At 59.0% G+C, this 18,080-nt stretch carries 16 protein-coding genes; 7 read left to right on the top strand and 9 right to left on the bottom strand.

The window, feature by feature from the left end; all coding sequences use genetic code 11:
• Positions 1-56: 56 nt before the first annotated feature.
• The 4 genes from hflD to FBY01_RS22560 all read right to left on the bottom strand — a co-directional run bounded on the left by hflD (position 57) and on the right by FBY01_RS22560 (position 4,746).
• A complete protein-coding gene (hflD, locus tag FBY01_RS22545) occupies positions 57-680 on the bottom strand; it encodes a high frequency lysogenization protein HflD (protein ID WP_010458887.1) in 624 nt (207 codons plus the stop codon).
• Positions 677-1,801, bottom strand: coding sequence for a tRNA 2-thiouridine(34) synthase MnmA (gene mnmA / locus FBY01_RS22550; protein WP_010458889.1), 1,125 nt, complete (start codon positions 1,799-1,801; stop codon positions 677-679). Before mnmA ends, hflD begins: the two co-directional genes overlap by 4 nt.
• A 59-nt stretch (positions 1,802-1,860) precedes the next feature.
• Positions 1,861-2,307 (bottom strand): NUDIX hydrolase, encoded by a 447-nt coding sequence (locus FBY01_RS22555; protein ID WP_010458891.1) that lies wholly within the window; start codon positions 2,305-2,307, stop codon positions 1,861-1,863.
• A 213-nt stretch (positions 2,308-2,520) separates the two neighbouring features.
• Entirely contained in the window at positions 2,521-4,746 is a 2,226-nt protein-coding gene (locus FBY01_RS22560; protein ID WP_083377163.1) for an NADP-dependent isocitrate dehydrogenase, read from the bottom strand.
• Positions 4,747-5,240: 494 nt separating this feature from the next.
• Between FBY01_RS22560 and icd the strand changes: the two genes are divergently transcribed.
• Positions 5,241-6,497 (top strand): NADP-dependent isocitrate dehydrogenase, encoded by a 1,257-nt coding sequence (gene icd / locus FBY01_RS22570; protein WP_010458895.1) that lies wholly within the window; start codon positions 5,241-5,243, stop codon positions 6,495-6,497.
• A gap of 74 nt (positions 6,498-6,571) precedes the next feature.
• On the opposite strand, the gene FBY01_RS22575 is transcribed toward icd, so the two are convergent.
• Positions 6,572-6,853: a cold shock domain-containing protein gene (locus FBY01_RS22575; protein ID WP_042932186.1), complete on the bottom strand. Its 282-nt coding sequence runs from the start codon at positions 6,851-6,853 to the stop codon at positions 6,572-6,574.
• Between the two features lie 224 nt (positions 6,854-7,077).
• Between FBY01_RS22575 and clpS the strand changes: the two genes are divergently transcribed.
• Both clpS and clpA read left to right on the top strand, forming a co-directional pair.
• Positions 7,078-7,461 (top strand): ATP-dependent Clp protease adapter ClpS, encoded by a 384-nt coding sequence (gene clpS, locus FBY01_RS22580; protein ID WP_010458899.1) that lies wholly within the window; start codon positions 7,078-7,080, stop codon positions 7,459-7,461.
• A gap of 30 nt (positions 7,462-7,491) precedes the next feature.
• A complete protein-coding gene (clpA, locus tag FBY01_RS22585; protein WP_007946437.1) occupies positions 7,492-9,762 on the top strand; it encodes an ATP-dependent Clp protease ATP-binding subunit ClpA in 2,271 nt (756 codons plus the stop codon).
• A 242-nt stretch (positions 9,763-10,004) separates the two neighbouring features.
• Here clpA and infA read toward each other — a convergent pair whose 3' ends face one another.
• The 4 genes from infA to trxB all read right to left on the bottom strand — a co-directional run bounded on the left by infA (position 10,005) and on the right by trxB (position 12,792).
• Entirely contained in the window at positions 10,005-10,223 is a 219-nt protein-coding gene (gene infA / locus FBY01_RS22590) for a translation initiation factor IF-1 (protein ID WP_002553999.1), read from the bottom strand.
• Between the two features lie 100 nt (positions 10,224-10,323).
• Positions 10,324-11,031: an arginyltransferase gene (locus tag FBY01_RS22595; protein WP_010458901.1), complete on the bottom strand. Its 708-nt coding sequence runs from the start codon at positions 11,029-11,031 to the stop codon at positions 10,324-10,326.
• A gap of 57 nt (positions 11,032-11,088) precedes the next feature.
• Positions 11,089-11,769, bottom strand: a complete 681-nt coding sequence (aat, locus tag FBY01_RS22600; protein WP_145309605.1) for a leucyl/phenylalanyl-tRNA--protein transferase — start codon at positions 11,767-11,769, stop codon at positions 11,089-11,091.
• A 63-nt stretch (positions 11,770-11,832) separates the two neighbouring features.
• Positions 11,833-12,792 (bottom strand): thioredoxin-disulfide reductase, encoded by a 960-nt coding sequence (gene trxB / locus FBY01_RS22605; protein WP_010458904.1) that lies wholly within the window; start codon positions 12,790-12,792, stop codon positions 11,833-11,835.
• 307 nt (positions 12,793-13,099) lie between these two features.
• On the opposite strand from trxB, the gene FBY01_RS22610 reads away from it, so the two are divergent.
• From FBY01_RS22610 to crcB, 4 genes are all read left to right on the top strand, one after another.
• On the top strand, positions 13,100-15,508 hold the full coding sequence (locus tag FBY01_RS22610) for a DNA translocase FtsK (RefSeq protein WP_010458906.1): 2,409 nt from the start codon (positions 13,100-13,102) through the stop codon (positions 15,506-15,508).
• Positions 15,509-15,574: 66 nt separating this feature from the next.
• Positions 15,575-16,198, top strand: coding sequence for an outer membrane lipoprotein chaperone LolA (gene lolA / locus FBY01_RS22615; protein WP_007904916.1), 624 nt, complete (start codon positions 15,575-15,577; stop codon positions 16,196-16,198).
• A 174-nt stretch (positions 16,199-16,372) separates the two neighbouring features.
• The gene (locus FBY01_RS22620; RefSeq protein ID WP_027925133.1) at positions 16,373-17,695 is read left to right on the top strand and encodes a replication-associated recombination protein A; all 1,323 of its coding nucleotides are present in this window, start codon (positions 16,373-16,375) and stop codon (positions 17,693-17,695) included.
• Entirely contained in the window at positions 17,696-18,070 is a 375-nt protein-coding gene (gene crcB / locus FBY01_RS22625) for a fluoride efflux transporter CrcB (protein ID WP_145309607.1), read from the top strand. It begins immediately after the preceding gene.
• The last annotated feature ends 10 nt before the right edge of the window (positions 18,071-18,080 follow it).

The raw sequence follows: 18,080 nt of genomic DNA on the forward strand, positions 1-18,080 counted from the left end.
GCCAACTGACCGGCGTATTACGCGTTACAGATCTAAAGCGGTGTTGCGGGCGCGGTTCAGCTGCTGCGCATCAGCGGGTAAAGCTCTTTGAGCAACTTGCGACGGCTGATCACCAGCTGCCAGCGATGGCCGCCCAACTGCCGCCACAGGCGCGCCGAACGAATCCCGGCCAGCAACAGGGCGCGGATTTTCGAGGCGTTGCTCGGTTGCTGCAGGTTGCGCATGTCGCCGTGGACCTGAATCCGTTGGCGCAAGGTGCTCAGGGTGTCCTGGTACAGCGCACCGCAGGCCGCAATCACGTTTTCGTGGGCCGGGCCGAAGTGCTCGACCTGGGACTGAATCTGCGGCAAACGCTTGCCGATCACATCGAGCAAGTCGTCGCGCTTGGCCAGCTGACGCTCCAGGCCCAGCATGGCCAGGGCGTAACGCAGCGGTTCGCGCTGCAGGGTGCTCGGGTCGCGTTCCAGAGCGCCGATCAATGCGCGATAGCCTTCGCGCAGATTGAGGTCGTCGCCGCCGTACACTTCCAGGGTGTCCTTGGGGTCGCGGATCAGCAGGCTGCCGAGCATGCAGGTCAGGCCGGCTTCGGTGGTCTGGCCGGTCTTGGCAATCTTGTCGACGAGGACGGCGGCGAGAAACACGCCGCCCAGCGCCGTCAGTTGCTCCTGAGTGGGGTTCATGCCTTGCTGCTCCATGGCTCTGCGACTTCAATCACGCCGCCGCCGAGGCAGATTTCACCGTCGTAGAACACCACGGACTGGCCCGGGGTGACCGCGCGCTGTGGGTCATCGAAGGTGGCGCGATAGCCGGTGGCGGTTTTTTCCAGCGTGCAGGGCTGATCGCTTTGGCGATAACGAACCTTGGCGGTCAACTTGCGCGGCTCGGTCAGATCGATCGGGTTGACCCAATAGATGTCCGAGGCGAGCAGGGCGCGGGAGAACAGGTACGGATGGTCATTGCCCTGGCCGACGATCAGCTCGTTGTGTTCCAGGTCCTTGATCAGCACGTACCATGGCTCGTCACCGGCGTCTTTCAAGCCGCCGATGCCCAGGCCCTGACGCTGGCCGATGGTGTGATACATCAAGCCGTGGTGACGGCCGATGACTTCACCTTCGGTGGTCTTGATCTCGCCCGGTTGGGCCGGCAGGTATTGCTTGAGGAAGTCACTGAAGCGGCGTTCGCCGATAAAGCAGATCCCTGTGGAATCCTTTTTCTTCGCGGTGGCGAGTTCGTGTTTCTCGGCAATCGCGCGCACTTCGGGCTTTTCCAGTTCACCGACCGGGAACAGCGTCTTGGCGATCTGTTCGCCGCCGACGGCGTGCAGGAAATAACTCTGGTCCTTGTTCGGGTCCAGGCCCTTGAGCAGTTCGGTGCGCCCATCGATGTCGCGGCGGCGCACGTAGTGGCCGGTAGCGATCAGGTCGGCGCCGAGCACCATGGCGTAGTCGAGGAACGCCTTGAACTTGATCTCGCGGTTGCACAGGATGTCCGGGTTTGGCGTGCGACCGGCCTTGTACTCGGCCAGGAAGTGCTCGAACACGTTGTCCCAGTACTCGGCGGCGAAATTGGCGGTGTGCAGCTTGATGCCAATCTTGTCGCACACGGCCTGGGCATCCGCCAGGTCGTCCATGGCGGTGCAGTATTCCGTTCCATCGTCTTCTTCCCAGTTCTTCATGAACAGGCCTTCCACCTCATAACCCTGCTCGATAAGCAGGAGAGCGGAAACGGAAGAGTCCACGCCGCCGGACATGCCGACAATGACGCGCTTCTTTTGTGTGTCAGAAGGGGCTGGATCACGCATAGGGATTCAATGAGTGTCTTGAAAAAGGACGCGATTCTAACAGGCCGAAGCCCGCAAGGCTAAAGAGAAGGGCGGATCAGTTCGAGACTGTAGTGCTGGCCGTCCAGATAATCATCGATACAGCGGATGATCAGCTCACTGCGCCAGTTTGCGCGCTGTGCCAGCAATTCGTCACGCGTCAGCCATTTTGCGCCGACGATGCCGTCATCCAGTTGATAGTCGGGGTAATGTTTGAGCGGCTTTGCGGTGAAACAGACCCGCTGGTAGGTCACGCCGTTGCTGGGGGCGGTGTAGAGGTAAATGCCCACCACGCCGGTCGGTTCGACGTCCCAGCCGGTTTCTTCCAGGGTTTCGCGCACGGCGGCTTCGATCAGGGTTTCGTCCGGGTCCAGATGGCCGGCCGGCTGGTTGAGCACCGTTCGTCCGTGCTTGAGTTCTTCGACCATCAGAAAGCGACCATTGTCTTCGACGATGGTGGCGACGGTGATGTGGGGTAGCCAATCCATGAAGCTTCCTCGGTTTCTAATATTGGAATAAAGAACAGTGTGGGAGCGAGCCTGCTCGCGATGACGGTGGGTCAGTCGACATCAATGTTGAATGATATATCGCTATCGCGAGCAGGCTCGCTCCCACATTGGTGCGTATTTCATAGATGAAAAGTGTGGGGCACAAACAGAAACCCCGGCACTGGGCCGGGGCTTCTTTGCATCCTTACAACCTTAAACCAACGCAGCGATCGCGGCGTTGAAGGTGTTGCTTGGGCGCATGGCCTTGCTGATCAGCTCGGCATTAGCGTGGTAGTAACCGCCGATGTCCACTGGCTTGCCCTGAACGGCGTTGAGCTCGGCAACGATGGTTGCTTCGTTCTCGGCCAGGGTCTTGGCCAGTTCGCCGAACTGCGCTTGCAGTGCAGCGTCTTCGGTCTGGGCGGCCAGGGCCTGGGCCCAGTACAGCGCCAGGTAGAAGTGGCTGCCGCGGTTGTCGATATTGCCGACTTTGCGCGATGGCGACTTGTTGTTGTCCAGGAACTGGCCAGTGGCCTGATCCAGGGTCTTGGCCAGCACCAGCGCTTTCGGGTTGTTGTAAGTAACACCCAGATGCTCAAGGGAAGCGGCCAGGGCCAGGAACTCGCCCAGGGAATCCCAGCGCAGGAAGTTCTCTTCCAGCAGCTGTTGAACGTGCTTCGGTGCCGAACCGCCGGCGCCGGTTTCGAACAGACCGCCGCCATTCATCAGCGGAACGATCGACAGCATCTTGGCGCTGGTGCCCAGTTCCATGATCGGGAACAGGTCGGTCAGGTAGTCGCGCAGTACGTTGCCGGTCACCGAGATGGTGTCCTTGCCTTCGCGGGTACGGCCCAGGGTGAAGGCCATCGCGTCGACTGGCGACATGATGCGGATGTCCAGGCCGGAGGTGTCGTGATCCTTCAGGTAGGCCTGAACTTTCTCGATCACTACACCGTCGTGGGCGCGCATCGGGTCCAGCCAGAAAATAGCCGGGGTTGCGCTTGCACGGGCACGGTTGACGGCCAGTTTGACCCAATCCTGGATCGGCGCGTCTTTGGTCTGGCACATGCGGAAGATGTCGCCGGCTTCAACCGACTGCTCCAGCAGAGTGCGGCCAGCGCCGTCGGAAACCCGAACCACGCCGTTGGCCTTGATCTGGAACGTTTTGTCGTGGGAACCGTACTCTTCGGCTTTTTTCGCCATCAGGCCAACGTTTGGCACGCTGCCCATGGTGGTTGGATCGAAAGCGCCGTGCAGCTTGCAGTCTTCGATCACCGCCTGGTAGATGGTGGCGTAGCAGCGATCCGGGATCACCGCCTTGGTGTCGTGCAGCTGACCGTCAGTGCCCCACATTTTGCCGGAGTCACGGATCATCGCCGGCATCGAGGCGTCGACGATCACGTCGCTCGGCACGTGCAGGTTGGTGATGCCTTTGTCGGAGTTGACCATGGCCAACGACGGACGAACGGCGTAGACCGCCTGGATGTCCGCTTCGATCTGCGCTTGTTGCTCGGCCGGCAAGGCCTTGATGCGAGCGTACAGGTCGCCGATGCCGTTGTTCAGGTTGAAACCGATCTGTGCCAGCACGTCAGCGTGCTTGGCCAGTGCGTCTTTATAGAACTCGGCAACGATCTGGCCGAACATGATCGGGTCGGAGACCTTCATCATGGTGGCTTTCAAGTGAACCGACAGCAGCACGCCTTTTTGCTTGGCGTCTTCGATCTCGGCAGCGATGAAGCTGCGCAGAGCGTTTTTGCTCATGACCGCGCAATCGAGGATCTCACCGGCTTGCACGGTGGTTTTTTCTTTCAGGACGGTGGTGGTGCCGTCTTGAGCGATCAGTTCGATTTTGACGGCATCAGCGGCGTCGATCAGGGCAGCTTTTTCGCTGCCGTAGAAATCACCGGTGCTCATGTGTGCGACATGGGACTTGGAGTCCGCAGCCCAGGCGCCCATTTTGTGCGGGTGCTTGCGTGCATAGTTCTTGACCGACAGCGGTGCACGACGATCAGAGTTGCCTTCGCGCAGAACCGGGTTCACGGCGCTGCCCTTGATCTTGTCGTAACGCGACTTGGCGAGCTTGTCGGCGTCGGTGGCCACGGTTTCCGGGTAGTCCGGCAGGGCGAAGCCCTGGGCTTGGAGCTCTTTGATTGCGGCTTGCAGTTGCGGAACCGAGGCGCTGATGTTCGGCAGCTTGATGATGTTGGCTTCAGGCGTAACGGCCAGATCGCCCAGTTCGGCGAGGTGGTCGGCTACGGCTTTGTCACCCAATTGCTCGGGGAAGCTGGCCAGGATGCGCCCTGCAAGAGAGATATCGCGGGTTTCCACGGCGATATCAGCCGAAGCGGTGAACGCTTCTACGATAGGCAACAGTGAATAGGTGGCGAGGGCGGGAGCTTCGTCGGTGAAGGTATAGATGATCTTCGAGCGGGTGGGCATATTCGGATTAACTCTCTCTTCTTTGCTAAAGCGTGCGCAGAAACTCGAGGGGCGCCGGGTAAGCGCGTTCGTTCAAAGTCATCCATGAGCCGAATGTCGAGGTTTCTTTGCGGTGATGTTGGGTGCATCGGTCGAGCGTCAAGCGGGTGGGTTGCGGTAACAACCCTGCTTTTTCAGGCCCCACGCCTCGTAGTAGAGAGGTCGGCCATCGTGACTCTGCGGTCAGCGGGCGGCATTATACATAGGTAGCTGGCAATCTGCCGATGGTTCATATGCAACGATTCTCGTCCATTGGTCTAAAGGTCGCAGGGGCGAGGGGGGCGTAGAGTCTTGCACCGTGCTTGAGTTTGGCGCTTTTCCCTTTGCTTTCAGGCTTGTACGTCGCGAACTGTGCAGCTTTGCGGCAGATGGATGGAACATAGGGTTTGCGTGCCGATTTAACTGGGGTACGCTCGAACGAAGCCAGATGTTCAATCCAAACAATGGAGTTCAGCATGGGATACAAGAAGATTCAGGTTCCAGCAGTCGGCGACAAAATCACCGTCAACGCGGACCATTCTCTCAATGTTCCTAACAACCCGATCATCCCCTTCATCGAAGGTGATGGTATTGGCGTTGATATCAGCCCGGTCATGATCAAGGTTGTCGATGCTGCTGTTAAGAAGGCTTACGGCGGCGAGCGCAAAATTTCCTGGATGGAAGTCTATGCCGGGGAGAAAGCGACTCAGGTTTACGATCAGGACACCTGGCTTCCCCAGGAAACCCTGGACGCAGTCAAGGATTACGTGGTTTCCATCAAGGGCCCTCTGACCACCCCGGTCGGTGGCGGTATCCGCTCCCTGAACGTGGCCCTGCGTCAGCAACTCGACCTTTATGTGTGCCTGCGCCCGGTGCGCTGGTTCGAAGGCGTGCCTAGCCCGGTCAAGAAGCCAGGCGATGTCGATATGACGATCTTCCGTGAGAACTCGGAAGACATCTACGCCGGTATCGAATGGAAAGCCGGTTCGCCGGAAGCGACCAAGGTCATCAAGTTCCTCAAAGATGAAATGGGCGTCACCAAGATCCGTTTCGACGAAAACTGCGGTATCGGCATCAAGCCGGTTTCCCTGCAAGGCACCAAACGTCTGGCGCGCAAGGCGTTGCAGTATGTGGTCGACAACGACCGCGACTCGCTGACCATCGTGCACAAAGGCAACATCATGAAGTTCACCGAAGGTGCCTTCAAGGAATGGGCCTACGAAGTGGCCGCTGAAGAATTCGGTGCGACCCTGCTCGACGGCGGTCCGTGGATGCAGTTCAAGAACCCGAAAACCGGCAAGAACGTCATCGTCAAGGACGCCATCGCCGACGCCATGCTCCAGCAAATCCTGCTGCGCCCGGCCGAATACGATGTGATCGCGACCCTGAACCTGAACGGCGACTATCTCTCTGACGCCCTGGCGGCGGAAGTGGGCGGTATCGGTATTGCACCGGGCGCCAACCTGTCCGACACCATTGCCATGTTTGAAGCGACCCACGGTACTGCGCCGAAATACGCCGGCAAGGACCAGGTCAACCCGGGTTCGCTGATCCTGTCCGCAGAGATGATGCTGCGCCACATGGGTTGGACCGAAGCGGCAGACCTGATCATCAAGGGCACCAACGGCGCGATTTCCGCCAAAACCGTGACCTATGATTTCCATCGTCTGATGGAAGGCGCGAAGCTGCTGTCTTCTTCTGCGTTTGGTGATGCGCTCATCTCGCATATGTAAGCGAGTTCCCGCATAACAAAAACCGCCCGATTCAGTGATTGAGTCGGGCGGTTTTTTTATGACTGAATGATGCGTCAGCTCGTTACTGTTTCCTGCGGGGTGACAGCGGCAGTCTGTTCATTTTCGGTTGTCGCAGCCTTGATTTCGACGGCATGCAGCCCCTTGGGGCCCTGAACAATCTGGAAACTCACGATTTGCCCGGCCTTGAGGGTTTTATATCCGTCCATCTCAATGGCCGAGTAGTGGGCAAAGAAGTCGATATCTTTTCCATCTTCGTCACGACCTTCTCTGGCGTCGGTGTTAATGAAACCGAACCCCTTGGCATTGTTGAACCATTTCACCTTGCCGACTGACATACCCATATCCCTCTGCAACAGACTCCATCACTGGAGTATCATCCAGTACATCCGCAGTCGAATCTCGAAATAAGATTGACTCCGCGGACCTTTTTTACCCACTGTGGGCTCTATTGGTTGTAACACCGTTTTGCCGATAGTCAAGGTGACCGGGCGGTCGGAGTTGAAATCGTCCATAGCCGCCCCCACCACTGTATTTGAACAACTGACGAACCTTTCCTTCCATGCATGCAATCAGCCAGATTCGACTAACATTCAATCAGGATCGCCCGGCTCTCCAAAAAGATCACCCGGAGCCCCACGACGACGATTCCGCAGGCATTGCTGTTCAGGAGGCAAAGCCTGCATTACAGGCGCCGCCGATGTACAAGGTGGTTTTGTTCAACGATGACTACACACCGATGGATTTCGTCGTCGAAGTGCTCGAGGTGTTTTTTAACCTGAATCGGGAGCTGGCGACCAAGGTCATGCTGGCCGTCCACACAGAAGGACGGGCAGTATGTGGAGTGTTTACCCGCGACATCGCCGAGACTAAGGCCATGCAGGTCAACCAGTACGCCAGGGAAAGCCAGCATCCGCTACTCTGTGAAATCGAGAAGGACGGTTAATCGCCGACCACTTGGGTATGAGGTGAAGCTATGTTAAACCGCGAGCTCGAAGTCACCCTCAATCTTGCCTTCAAGGAGGCTAGATCGAAGCGTCATGAATTCATGACCGTCGAACACCTCCTGCTGGCCCTATTGGACAATGAGGCTGCCGCCACCGTTTTGCGTGCCTGCGGCGCAAACCTCGACAAACTCAAGCACGATCTGCAGGAGTTCATCGACTCCACCACGCCCTTGATCCCCGTCCATGACGAAGATCGCGAAACCCAGCCAACCCTGGGCTTCCAGCGTGTCCTGCAACGTGCTGTTTTCCACGTACAGAGCTCGGGCAAACGCGAAGTGACTGGCGCTAACGTGCTGGTCGCCATCTTCAGTGAGCAAGAGAGTCAGGCAGTGTTCCTGCTGAAACAGCAGAGCGTTGCGCGCATTGATGTCGTCAACTACATCGCCCATGGCATTTCCAAAGTGCCGGGGCATGGCGATCACTCTGAAGGTGAGCAAGATATGCAGGACGACGAGGGCGGTGAGTCTTCTTCTTCAGGCAATCCTCTGGATGCTTATGCCAGCAACCTCAACGAACTCGCGCGCCAGGGTCGTATCGATCCGTTGGTAGGCCGTGAGCTGGAAGTCGAGCGTGTCGCGCAGATCCTGGCGCGTCGTCGCAAAAACAACCCGCTGCTGGTGGGCGAGGCGGGCGTGGGTAAAACCGCGATTGCCGAAGGCCTGGCTAAACGCATTGTCGACAACCAGGTGCCGGACTTGCTGGCCAACAGCGTGGTCTATTCCCTCGATCTGGGGGCCTTGCTGGCCGGGACCAAATACCGTGGCGATTTCGAGAAGCGCTTCAAGGCGCTGCTCAATGAGCTGAAAAAACGTCCGCAGGCGATCCTGTTCATCGACGAGATCCACACCATCATTGGTGCGGGTGCCGCGTCCGGTGGCGTCATGGATGCCTCGAACCTGCTCAAACCGCTGCTGTCGTCGGGCGATATCCGTTGCATCGGCTCAACCACGTTCCAGGAATTCCGCGGGATCTTCGAGAAGGACCGTGCCTTGGCCCGGCGCTTCCAGAAGGTCGATGTGTCGGAGCCTTCGGTTGAAGACACCATCGGCATCCTGCGCGGCCTGAAAGGGCGTTTTGAAGCGCACCACAACATCGAATACAGCGATGAGGCGTTGCGTGCCGCCGCTGAACTGGCGTCGCGCTACATCAATGACCGGCACATGCCGGACAAGGCCATCGATGTCATCGACGAGGCGGGCGCCTATCAGCGTCTGCAGCCGATCGAGAAACGCGTGAAACGCATCGAGGTGCCTCAGGTCGAGGACATCGTCGCGAAAATCGCGCGGATTCCGCCTAAGCACGTCACCAGCTCCGACAAAGAGCTGCTGCGCAACCTTGAGCGTGACCTGAAGCTGACGGTATTTGGCCAGGATGCCGCGATCGACTCGCTGTCGACCGCGATCAAACTGTCCCGTGCCGGCCTCAAGTCGCCTGACAAGCCAGTCGGTTCGTTCCTGTTCGCAGGGCCGACCGGCGTCGGTAAAACCGAAGCGGCGCGTCAGCTGGCCAAGGCGTTGGGCATCGAGCTGGTTCGTTTCGACATGTCCGAGTACATGGAACGCCACACCGTATCGCGTCTGATCGGTGCGCCTCCAGGTTATGTCGGGTTCGATCAGGGCGGTCTGCTGACCGAAGCCATCACCAAGCAGCCTCACTGCGTGCTGTTGCTCGATGAGATAGAGAAGGCGCATCCGGAAGTCTTCAACCTGCTGTTGCAGGTGATGGACCACGGTACGCTGACCGATAACAACGGGCGCAAGGCGGATTTCCGTAACGTGATCGTCATCATGACGACCAACGCCGGTGCCGAAACAGCGGCGCGTGCTTCGATCGGTTTCACCCATCAGGACCACTCGTCCGATGCGATGGAAGTGATCAAGAAGAGCTTCACGCCGGAGTTCCGCAACCGTCTGGACACCATTATCCAGTTTGGTCGCCTCAGCCATGAGGTCATCAAAAGCGTGGTGGACAAGTTCCTTACCGAGCTTCAGGCGCAGCTGGAAGACAAGCGCGTGCAGCTGGAAGTGACCGACGCTGCGCGAAGCTGGCTGGCAGCAGGTGGCTACGACTCGGCAATGGGTGCTCGACCAATGGCGCGTTTGATCCAGGACAAGATCAAGCGTCCGCTGGCGGAAGAGATCCTCTTTGGCGAACTGGCCGACCATGGTGGCGTGGTGCACATCGACCTCAAGGACGGCGAGCTGACCTTCGAGTTCGAAACCACGGCCGAAATGGCCTGACGTTAACCGCGACAAAGCAAAAGGCGCCGAGAGGCGCCTTTTTGCTGTTCGCCGAATTTGAACGCCTGACACCTCGCCCTGTGGGAGCCTGCTCGCGATGGCGGCGGGTCAGCTTGCATTGATGTTGAATGCAATGCCGCTATCGCGAGCAGGCTCGCTCCCACTGGGGGATGGTGTTGATCCATCAAATCGCAGACAAACAAAAACGCCCGGCATAAACCGGGCGTTTTGTATTGACTTGATTAGCGAGCGCGGTAAGTGATACGCCCTTTGCTCAAGTCATAGGGCGTCAGCTCGACGCGCACTTTGTCACCGGTAAGAATACGAATGTAGTTCTTGCGCATCTTGCCGGAGATATGCGCGGTTACGACGTGCCCATTTTCCAACTCCACACGAAACATGGTGTTGGGCAGGGTGTCGACGACAGTGCCTTCCATTTCGAAGCTGTCTTCTTTCGACATGCAGTAAAGCCCTCGGTGTCCAATGAATGGCCCGGTGCAACTGCGCCAGGCAAAAGCGGCGTGCATTGTGCCCGAAAAATGGGGTTTAAGCCAAGGGGTTCTAGTTCAGGATGACCCAGCGCTGATTAATCAGCAGTTCGATAGGTCGATATTGCGTCTTGTAGCTCATCTTTTTGCAGTTTTTGATCCAGTAGCCGAGGTAGACCGCTTCCAGTCCAAGGCGCCGGGCCTCGCCGATTTGCCAGAGGATCGCGTAGCGACCCAGGCTGCGACGTTCTTCATCGGGCTCGTAGAAGGTGTAGACCGCCGACAGACCGTTCGGCAGCAAATCGGTAACGGCCACTGCCAGGAGCCGGCCTTCGAGACGAAATTCGTAGAATCGCGAGAATGGCAGGTCGCGCACAAGGAACGTCGAAAACTGGTCGCGACTCGGTGGGTACATGTCGCCATCGGCGTGACGTTGTTCGATGTAGCGCTGATAGAGATCGAAATACTCTTCGCTGAATTTCGGCCGGGCCGGGCGCACTTGCAGGTCGGCGTTACGTTTGAAAATGCGCTTCTGCTGACGGTTGGGCGAAAATTGCGCCACAGGGATGCGCGCCGGGACGCAGGCATTGCAATTCTGGCAATGAGGCCGGTAGAGATGATCGCCGCTGCGACGAAAACCCATTTCAGACAGGTCTGCGTAGACATGCACATCCATGGGCTGGCTAGGGTCGAGAAACAGGGTCGTGGCCTGCTCCTCAGGCAGATAGCTGCAAGAGTGGGGCTGAGTGGCATAAAACTTCAAACGCGCCAACTCGGTCATGATCAACCCTCGGGAATAAGCTTTGGATTAAGTGTAAGCCACACGGGCAAAAGTCGCTCAGCAAACCCAGGTTGCACGGCTGGGTTGATCCAGATGTTGTGCGAGGAAGTTGGCGAAATCGCGCCGAGGAATCGCTCGGGCGCCGAGGCTGTGCAGATGGTCGGTCGGCATCTGGCAGTCGATCAGCACAAAGCCTGAGTCTTTCAGATGTCGCACCAGCGTGGCAAAGCCATATTTCGAGGCGTTGTCGGCGCGGCTGAACATGGATTCGCCGAAAAACAGCTGACCCATCGCCAGGCCATAGAGCCCGCCGATCAGCACGCCATCATCCCAAACCTCCACGGAATGCGCGTAGCCACGTCGATGCAGCTCGAGGTAAGCCGTCTGCATCGCGTCAGTGATCCAGGTGCCGTCGGCGTAGTCCCGAGGCGCGGCGCAGGCGCTGATCACCGAGGCAAAGTCCTGATCGAAGGTCACTTGATAGCGTTGCTGGCGCAGCAATTTATTCAGGCTGCGCGAGACATGCAGTTCGTCGGGAAATAAGACGGTGCGCGGATCCGGCGACCACCAAAGGATCGGCTGGCCTTCCGAGAACCATGGAAAGCAGCCGTGGCGATAAGCCTGAATCAGACGATCGGCGGACAGATCTCCGCCCGCGGCCAGCAACCCGTTGGGGTCGCGCATGGCTTTTTCCAACGGCGGGAACGTCAGGGTGTTGCGTTGTAACCAAGTCAGCATGGCATCCGGGCTTGCAGAAGGGGAGGGCGGTGACGGGCTGGCGGCCCGCCGTGAAGTGTGCCGTCAAACGGTGGGAATGTCGTCGAGGTATTTCTCGGCGTCCAGCGCGGCCATGCAGCCGGCCCCGGCGGAGGTTACGGCCTGGCGGTAGACGTGATCGGCCACGTCGCCGGCGGCGAACACGCCCGGGATCTGGGTAGCTGTGGCATCGCCATCGCTGCCGCCCTTGACCAGCAGATAGCCGTCGCGCATTTTCAACTGGCCCTCGAACAGGTCAGTGTTGGGCTTGTGGCCGATGGCGATGAACACGCCGGCCAGTGGCAATTCACGGGTTTCGCCTGTGTGGCTGTCGCGCAGGCGGGCGCCGGTCACGCCACTGGCATCACCCAGCACTTCATCGAGATTCTGGTTCCAGTGCAGGCGGATATTGCCGTTGGCGGCTTTTTCGAAGAGTTTGTCCTGGAGAATCTTCTCCGAGCGCAACTTGTCGCGCCGGTGAATCAAGTGGACTTCCTTGGCGATGTTCGACAAGTACAGTGCTTCTTCAACCGCAGTGTTGCCGCCGCCGACCACCGCGACCACTTGGTTGCGATAAAAAAATCCGTCGCACGTGGCGCAGGCCGAAACCCCTCGGCCGGCAAAGGCCTCTTCCGAAGGCAGCCCCAGATATTGCGCCGAGGCGCCGGTCGCGATAATCAGCGCGTCGCAGGTGTATGTGCCGCTGTCGCCGATGAGCTCGAACGGGCGTTGTTGCAACTTGGCGGTGTGGATGTGGTCGTAAACGATCTCGGTGGCAAAGCGCTCGGCGTGTTTTTGCATGCGTTCCATCAGCACCGGGCCGGTGAGGCCTTCAACGTCGCCGGGCCAGTTATCGACTTCGACGGTCGTGGTCAGCTGGCCACCTGCCTGTATGCCGGTAATGACAACGGGTTTGAGGTTGGCGCGGGCGGCATAAACGGCTGCGCTGTATCCGGCAGGGCCGGAACCCAGAATGATCAGGCGGGAATGCTTCGGTTCGCTCATAAAAACACCTCATAAGCCTTTGTCACAAAAGAGAATGCATGCTCAAATTGAAACGCGCGTAACGTGCTTTTGGCTATGCTACACCGAAGGGCTTCAAGCATGGCATCGGGCGAACAAACCCGTACAATGCCGTCTGTAACAGTGATTGAAACAAAATAAGCTGTGCGTACCGTGTTTATAAAAACCGGGGTGCAATGTTAAAAGTAGTCCCAGTTGCGCGTGTTAACTTTTTTACCTGCCTGGATTGGGCAGTTTTTTATAGTCATTCAACAGATGGACGCGCCATGGGCGCAGGAAAAGAAGCGTTTTGAAGAAATCCACCGCAGCACCCAAAACAGTCGTCGTTCCACTCTGGCGCCAGCACTTGCACTACCGGCTCAAGGAAGGTGCATTGATCGCCATCGGTGGCCTGTGCCTGTTCCTGATGATGGCCTTGTTGACCTATGGCAAGGACGATCCGGGCTGGAGCCATAACAGCAAGATCGACGACGTACAGAACTTCGGCGGGCCGGTCGGCTCCTACAGCGCCGATATCCTGTTCATGGTGCTGGGTTACTTCGCCTACATCTTCCCGTTGTTGCTGGCGATCAAGGCCTATCAGATCTTCCGTCAGCGCCACGAACAGTGGCAGTGGAGCGGCTGGCTGTTCTCCTGGCGCCTGATCGGCCTGGTGTTTCTGGTGCTGTCGGGCGCGGCACTCGCGCATATCCATTTCCATGCGGCGACCGGTCTGCCGGCCGGTGCGGGCGGCGCGCTGGGCGAAAGTCTTGGCGACCTGGCCAGGAACGCGCTGAACATCCAGGGCAGCACGCTCTTGTTCATCGCGCTGTTCCTGTTCGGCCTGACGGTGTTCACTGACCTGTCGTGGTTCAAGGTGATGGACGTTACCGGCAAGATCACCCTCGACCTTTTCGAACTGTTCCAGGGCGCGGCCAATCGCTGGTGGAGCGCCCGTGTCGAGCGCAAACAACTGGTGGCGCAGCTGCGTGAAGTCGACGATCGCGTACATGACGTGGTCGCCCCGACGGTCACGGACAAACGCGAGCAAGCCAAGGTCAAGGAACGCCTCATCGAGCGTGAGCAGGCCCTGAGCAAGCACATGTCGGACCGCGAGAAGCAGGTGCCGCCTGTCATCGCACCTGCGCCGCCCAAGCCGGCAGCGCCGAGCAAGCGCGTCGAGAAAGAGAAGCAGGCGCCGTTGTTCGTTGACAGCGCCGTCGAAGGCACCTTGCCGCCGATCTCGATTCTCGACCCGGCCGAAAAGAAACAACTCAATTACTCTCCAGAATCGCTGGCCGCCGTCGGCCACTTGCTGGAAATCAAGCTCAAGGAATTCGGCGTCGAAGTCTCGGTGGATTCGATCCACCCGGGCCCGGTCATTACCCGTTACGAAATCCAGCCGGCCGCCGGCGTCAAAGTCAGCCGCATCTCCAACCTGGCGAAAGACTTGGCGCGATCCCTGGCCGTGACCAGCGTTCGTGTGGTGGAAGTGATTCCGGGCAAGACCACCGTCGGTATCGAGATTCCCAACGAGGACCGCCAAATCGTGCGTTTCTCCGAAGTGCTGTCGACCCCTGAGTACGACAACTTCAAGTCGCCGGTCACCCTGGCCCTGGGCCACGACATCGGCGGCAAGCCGGTCATCACTGACCTGGCGAAAATGCCGCACTTGTTGGTGGCCGGTACGACCGGTTCCGGTAAGTCGGTGGGTGTGAACGCGATGATCCTGTCGATCCTGTTCAAGTCCGGCCCGGAAGACGCCAAGCTGATCATGATCGACCCGAAAATGCTCGAGCTGTCGATCTACGAAGGCATTCCGCACCTGCTGTGCCCGGTCGTGACCGACATGAAGGACGCGGCCAACGCCTTGCGCTGGAGCGTGGCGGAGATGGAGCGTCGCTACAAACTGATGGCGAAGATGGGCGTACGAAACTTGTCGGGCTTCAACGCCAAGGTCAAGGAAGCCCAGGACGCGGGCACGCCGCTGACCGATCCGTTGTACAAACGCGAAAGCATTCACGACGAAGCGCCGCTGTTGACCAAACTGCCGACCATCGTCGTAGTCGTCGACGAATTCGCCGACATGATGATGATCGTCGGCAAGAAGGTTGAAGAACTGATCGCCCGTATCGCCCAGAAGGCCCGGGCGGCCGGTATCCACTTGATCCTCGCGACCCAGCGTCCGTCGGTTGACGTGATCACCGGTCTGATCAAGGCCAACATCCCGACGCGCATGGCGTTCCAGGTGTCGAGCAAGATCGACTCCCGGACGATCATCGACCAGGGCGGTGCCGAGCAACTGCTGGGCCACGGTGACATGCTCTACATGCCGCCGGGCACCAGCCTGCCGATCCGTGTCCATGGCGCGTTCGTGTCCGATGACGAGGTTCACCGGGTGGTTGAAGCCTGGAAACTGCGCGGTGCACCGGAATACAACGACGAGATCCTGGCCGGTGTTGAGGAGGCCGGTAGCGGTTTCGACGGTGGCAGTGGCGGTGGCGACGAAGACAGTGAATCCGATGCGCTTTACGACGAAGCGGTGCAGTTCGTCCTGGAAAGCCGTCGTGCGTCCATCTCTGCGGTTCAGCGCAAGCTGAAAATCGGCTACAACCGCGCCGCACGCATGATCGAAGCCATGGAAATGGCCGGGGTCGTGACGTCCATGAACACCAACGGTTCGCGTGAAGTCCTGGCGCCTGGCCCGGTACGCGACTGATTTGATTTTGAAAGGATGGCGCAGTGATGCGCCACCCGAACTCCCACGAATGTTATGAGGACTCCCATGCGTCTTATCCGCATGCTGTTGCTGCCGGTACTGGCTTTGACCACGCTTTCGGCCCACGCCGATGACAAGGACGTGGCGCGTCTGACCCAATTGCTGGAAAAATCCCAGACCCTGACAGCGCGCTTCTCTCAGCTGACGCTGGATGGCAGCGGCACCCAGTTGCAGGAAACGGCCGGGCAAATGTCCCTGCAGCGTCCTGGCCTGTTCTACTGGCATACCGACGCACCGCAAGAGCAATTGATGGTTTCCGATGGCAAGAAGGTGTCCCTGTGGGACCCGGACCTGGAACAGGTCACCATCAAGACCCTTGACCAGCGCCTGACCCAGACACCTGCGCTGCTGCTGTCCGGCGACGTGTCCAAGATCAGCCAGAGCTTTGACATCAGCGCCAAGGAAGCCGGCGGCGTGATCGACTTCACCTTGAAACCTAAAACCAAGGACACCCTGTTCGACAGCCTGCGCCTGTCGTTCCGCAATGGCCTGGTCAATGACATGCAACTGATCGACAGCGTCGGTCAGCGCACCAATATCCTGTTCACCGGCGTGAAGGCCAACGAACCGATCCCGGCGTCCAAGTTCAAGTTCGACATTCCCAAGGGTGCCGACGTCATTCAAGAGTAAGACGCAAAACCTGTTGGAGCTGGCTTGTGTGGCGAGGGAGCTTGCTCCCGCTTGGGGCGCGAAGCGCCCCCCGAAATGGGACTGCTGCGCAGTCCAGCGGGAGCAAGCGCCCTCGCCACAGGATTTCGCCAGACTTGAGAACTGCGTAATAAAGCGAGGTTTCAACCGCACGTGATGGACCTGTTTCGCAGTGCCCCGATCGCTCAACCCTTGGCCGCCCGCTTGCGCGCAGCCAATCTGGACGAGTACGTCGGTCAGGAACACCTGCTGGCTCGCGGCAAGCCTTTGCGCGAAGCCCTGGAGCAGGGTGCCCTGCACTCGATGATTTTCTGGGGCCCGCCGGGCGTGGGCAAAACCACCCTGGCGCGGTTGCTCGCGGAAGTCTCGGATGCGCACTTTGAAACGGTCTCGGCGGTACTGGCGGGCGTGAAGGAAATCCGTCAGGCAGTGGAAATCGCCAAGCAGCAGGCCGGCCAGTACGGCAAGCGCACCATCCTGTTCGTCGATGAAGTGCATCGCTTCAACAAGTCGCAGCAGGATGCATTCCTGCCGTACGTTGAAGACGGCACGCTGATTTTCATCGGCGCAACCACGGAAAACCCTTCCTTCGAACTCAACAACGCGTTGCTCTCCCGGGCACGCGTTTACGTGCTCAAAAGCCTCGACGAAGCGGCCCTGCGCAAACTGGTACATCGGGCGCTGACCGAAGAGCGTGGGCTGGGCAAGCGGCAGCTGACCCTCAGCGATGAAGGCTTCCAGATGCTCCTGTCGGCTGCCGATGGCGATGGCCGACGTTTGCTGAACCTGCTGGAAAACGCCTCGGACCTGGCAGAAGACAACAGCGAGATCGGCGTCGATCTGCTGCAAAGTCTGCTCGGCGATACCCGCCGGCGTTTCGACAAGGGCGGCGAAGCGTTCTACGACCAGATTTCCGCACTGCATAAATCGGTGCGCGGCTCCAATCCCGACGGCGCGCTGTATTGGTTTGCACGGATGATCGACGGCGGTTGCGATCCGCTGTACCTGGCCCGGCGCGTGGTGCGCATGGCCAGCGAAGACATCGGCAACGCTGACCCGCGGGCCCTGAGCCTGTGCCTGGCGGCGTGGGAAGTGCAGGAGCGCCTCGGCAGCCCTGAAGGCGAGTTGGCGGTGGCCCAGGCCATCACTTATCTGGCTTGTGCGCCGAAAAGCAACGCGGTGTACATGGGGTTCAAGGCCGCCATGCGCAGCGCCACCGAACACGGATCACTGGAAGTGCCGCTGCATTTGCGCAACGCACCGACCAAGCTGATGAAGCAATTGGGTTACGGCGATGAATACCGTTATGCCCACGATGAGCCGGACGCCTATGCCGCTGGCGAAGACTATTTCCCGGAAGAACTCGAGCCGCAACCGTTCTATCAACCCGTGCCTCGTGGCCTGGAGCTGAAGATCGGCGAAAAGCTCAATCACCTTGCACAACTTGACCGTCTAAGCCCCCGGCAGCGGAGAAAATAAGTGATTCCATTGGTCATTGCTGTTTCCGTTGGCGGTGCCGCCGGGACTTTGTTGCGCTTTGCCACCGGTAATTGGGTCAACGCTAATTGGCCGCGGCACTTCTATACCGCGACGCTGGCCGTTAATATCGTCGGCTGTTTGCTGATCGGCGTTCTATACGGTCTGTTTTTGCTACGCCCGGAGGTGCCGATCGAGGTGCGCGCCGGGTTGATGGTCGGCTTCCTCGGGGGGCTGACGACTTTTTCATCCTTTTCACTGGATACGGTGCGCCTGCTCGAAACCGGGCAAATGCCGCTGGCCCTGGGCTATGCTGCCATCAGCGTATTCGGCGGGCTGCTCGCCACCTGGGCTGGCCTGTCCTTGACCAAACTTTGATAACGAGAGA

Origin of the sequence: Pseudomonas sp. SJZ077 (assembly GCF_007993905.1) — a bacterium.
In the GTDB taxonomy this organism is placed as follows: domain Bacteria; phylum Pseudomonadota; class Gammaproteobacteria; order Pseudomonadales; family Pseudomonadaceae; genus Aquipseudomonas; species Aquipseudomonas mandelii.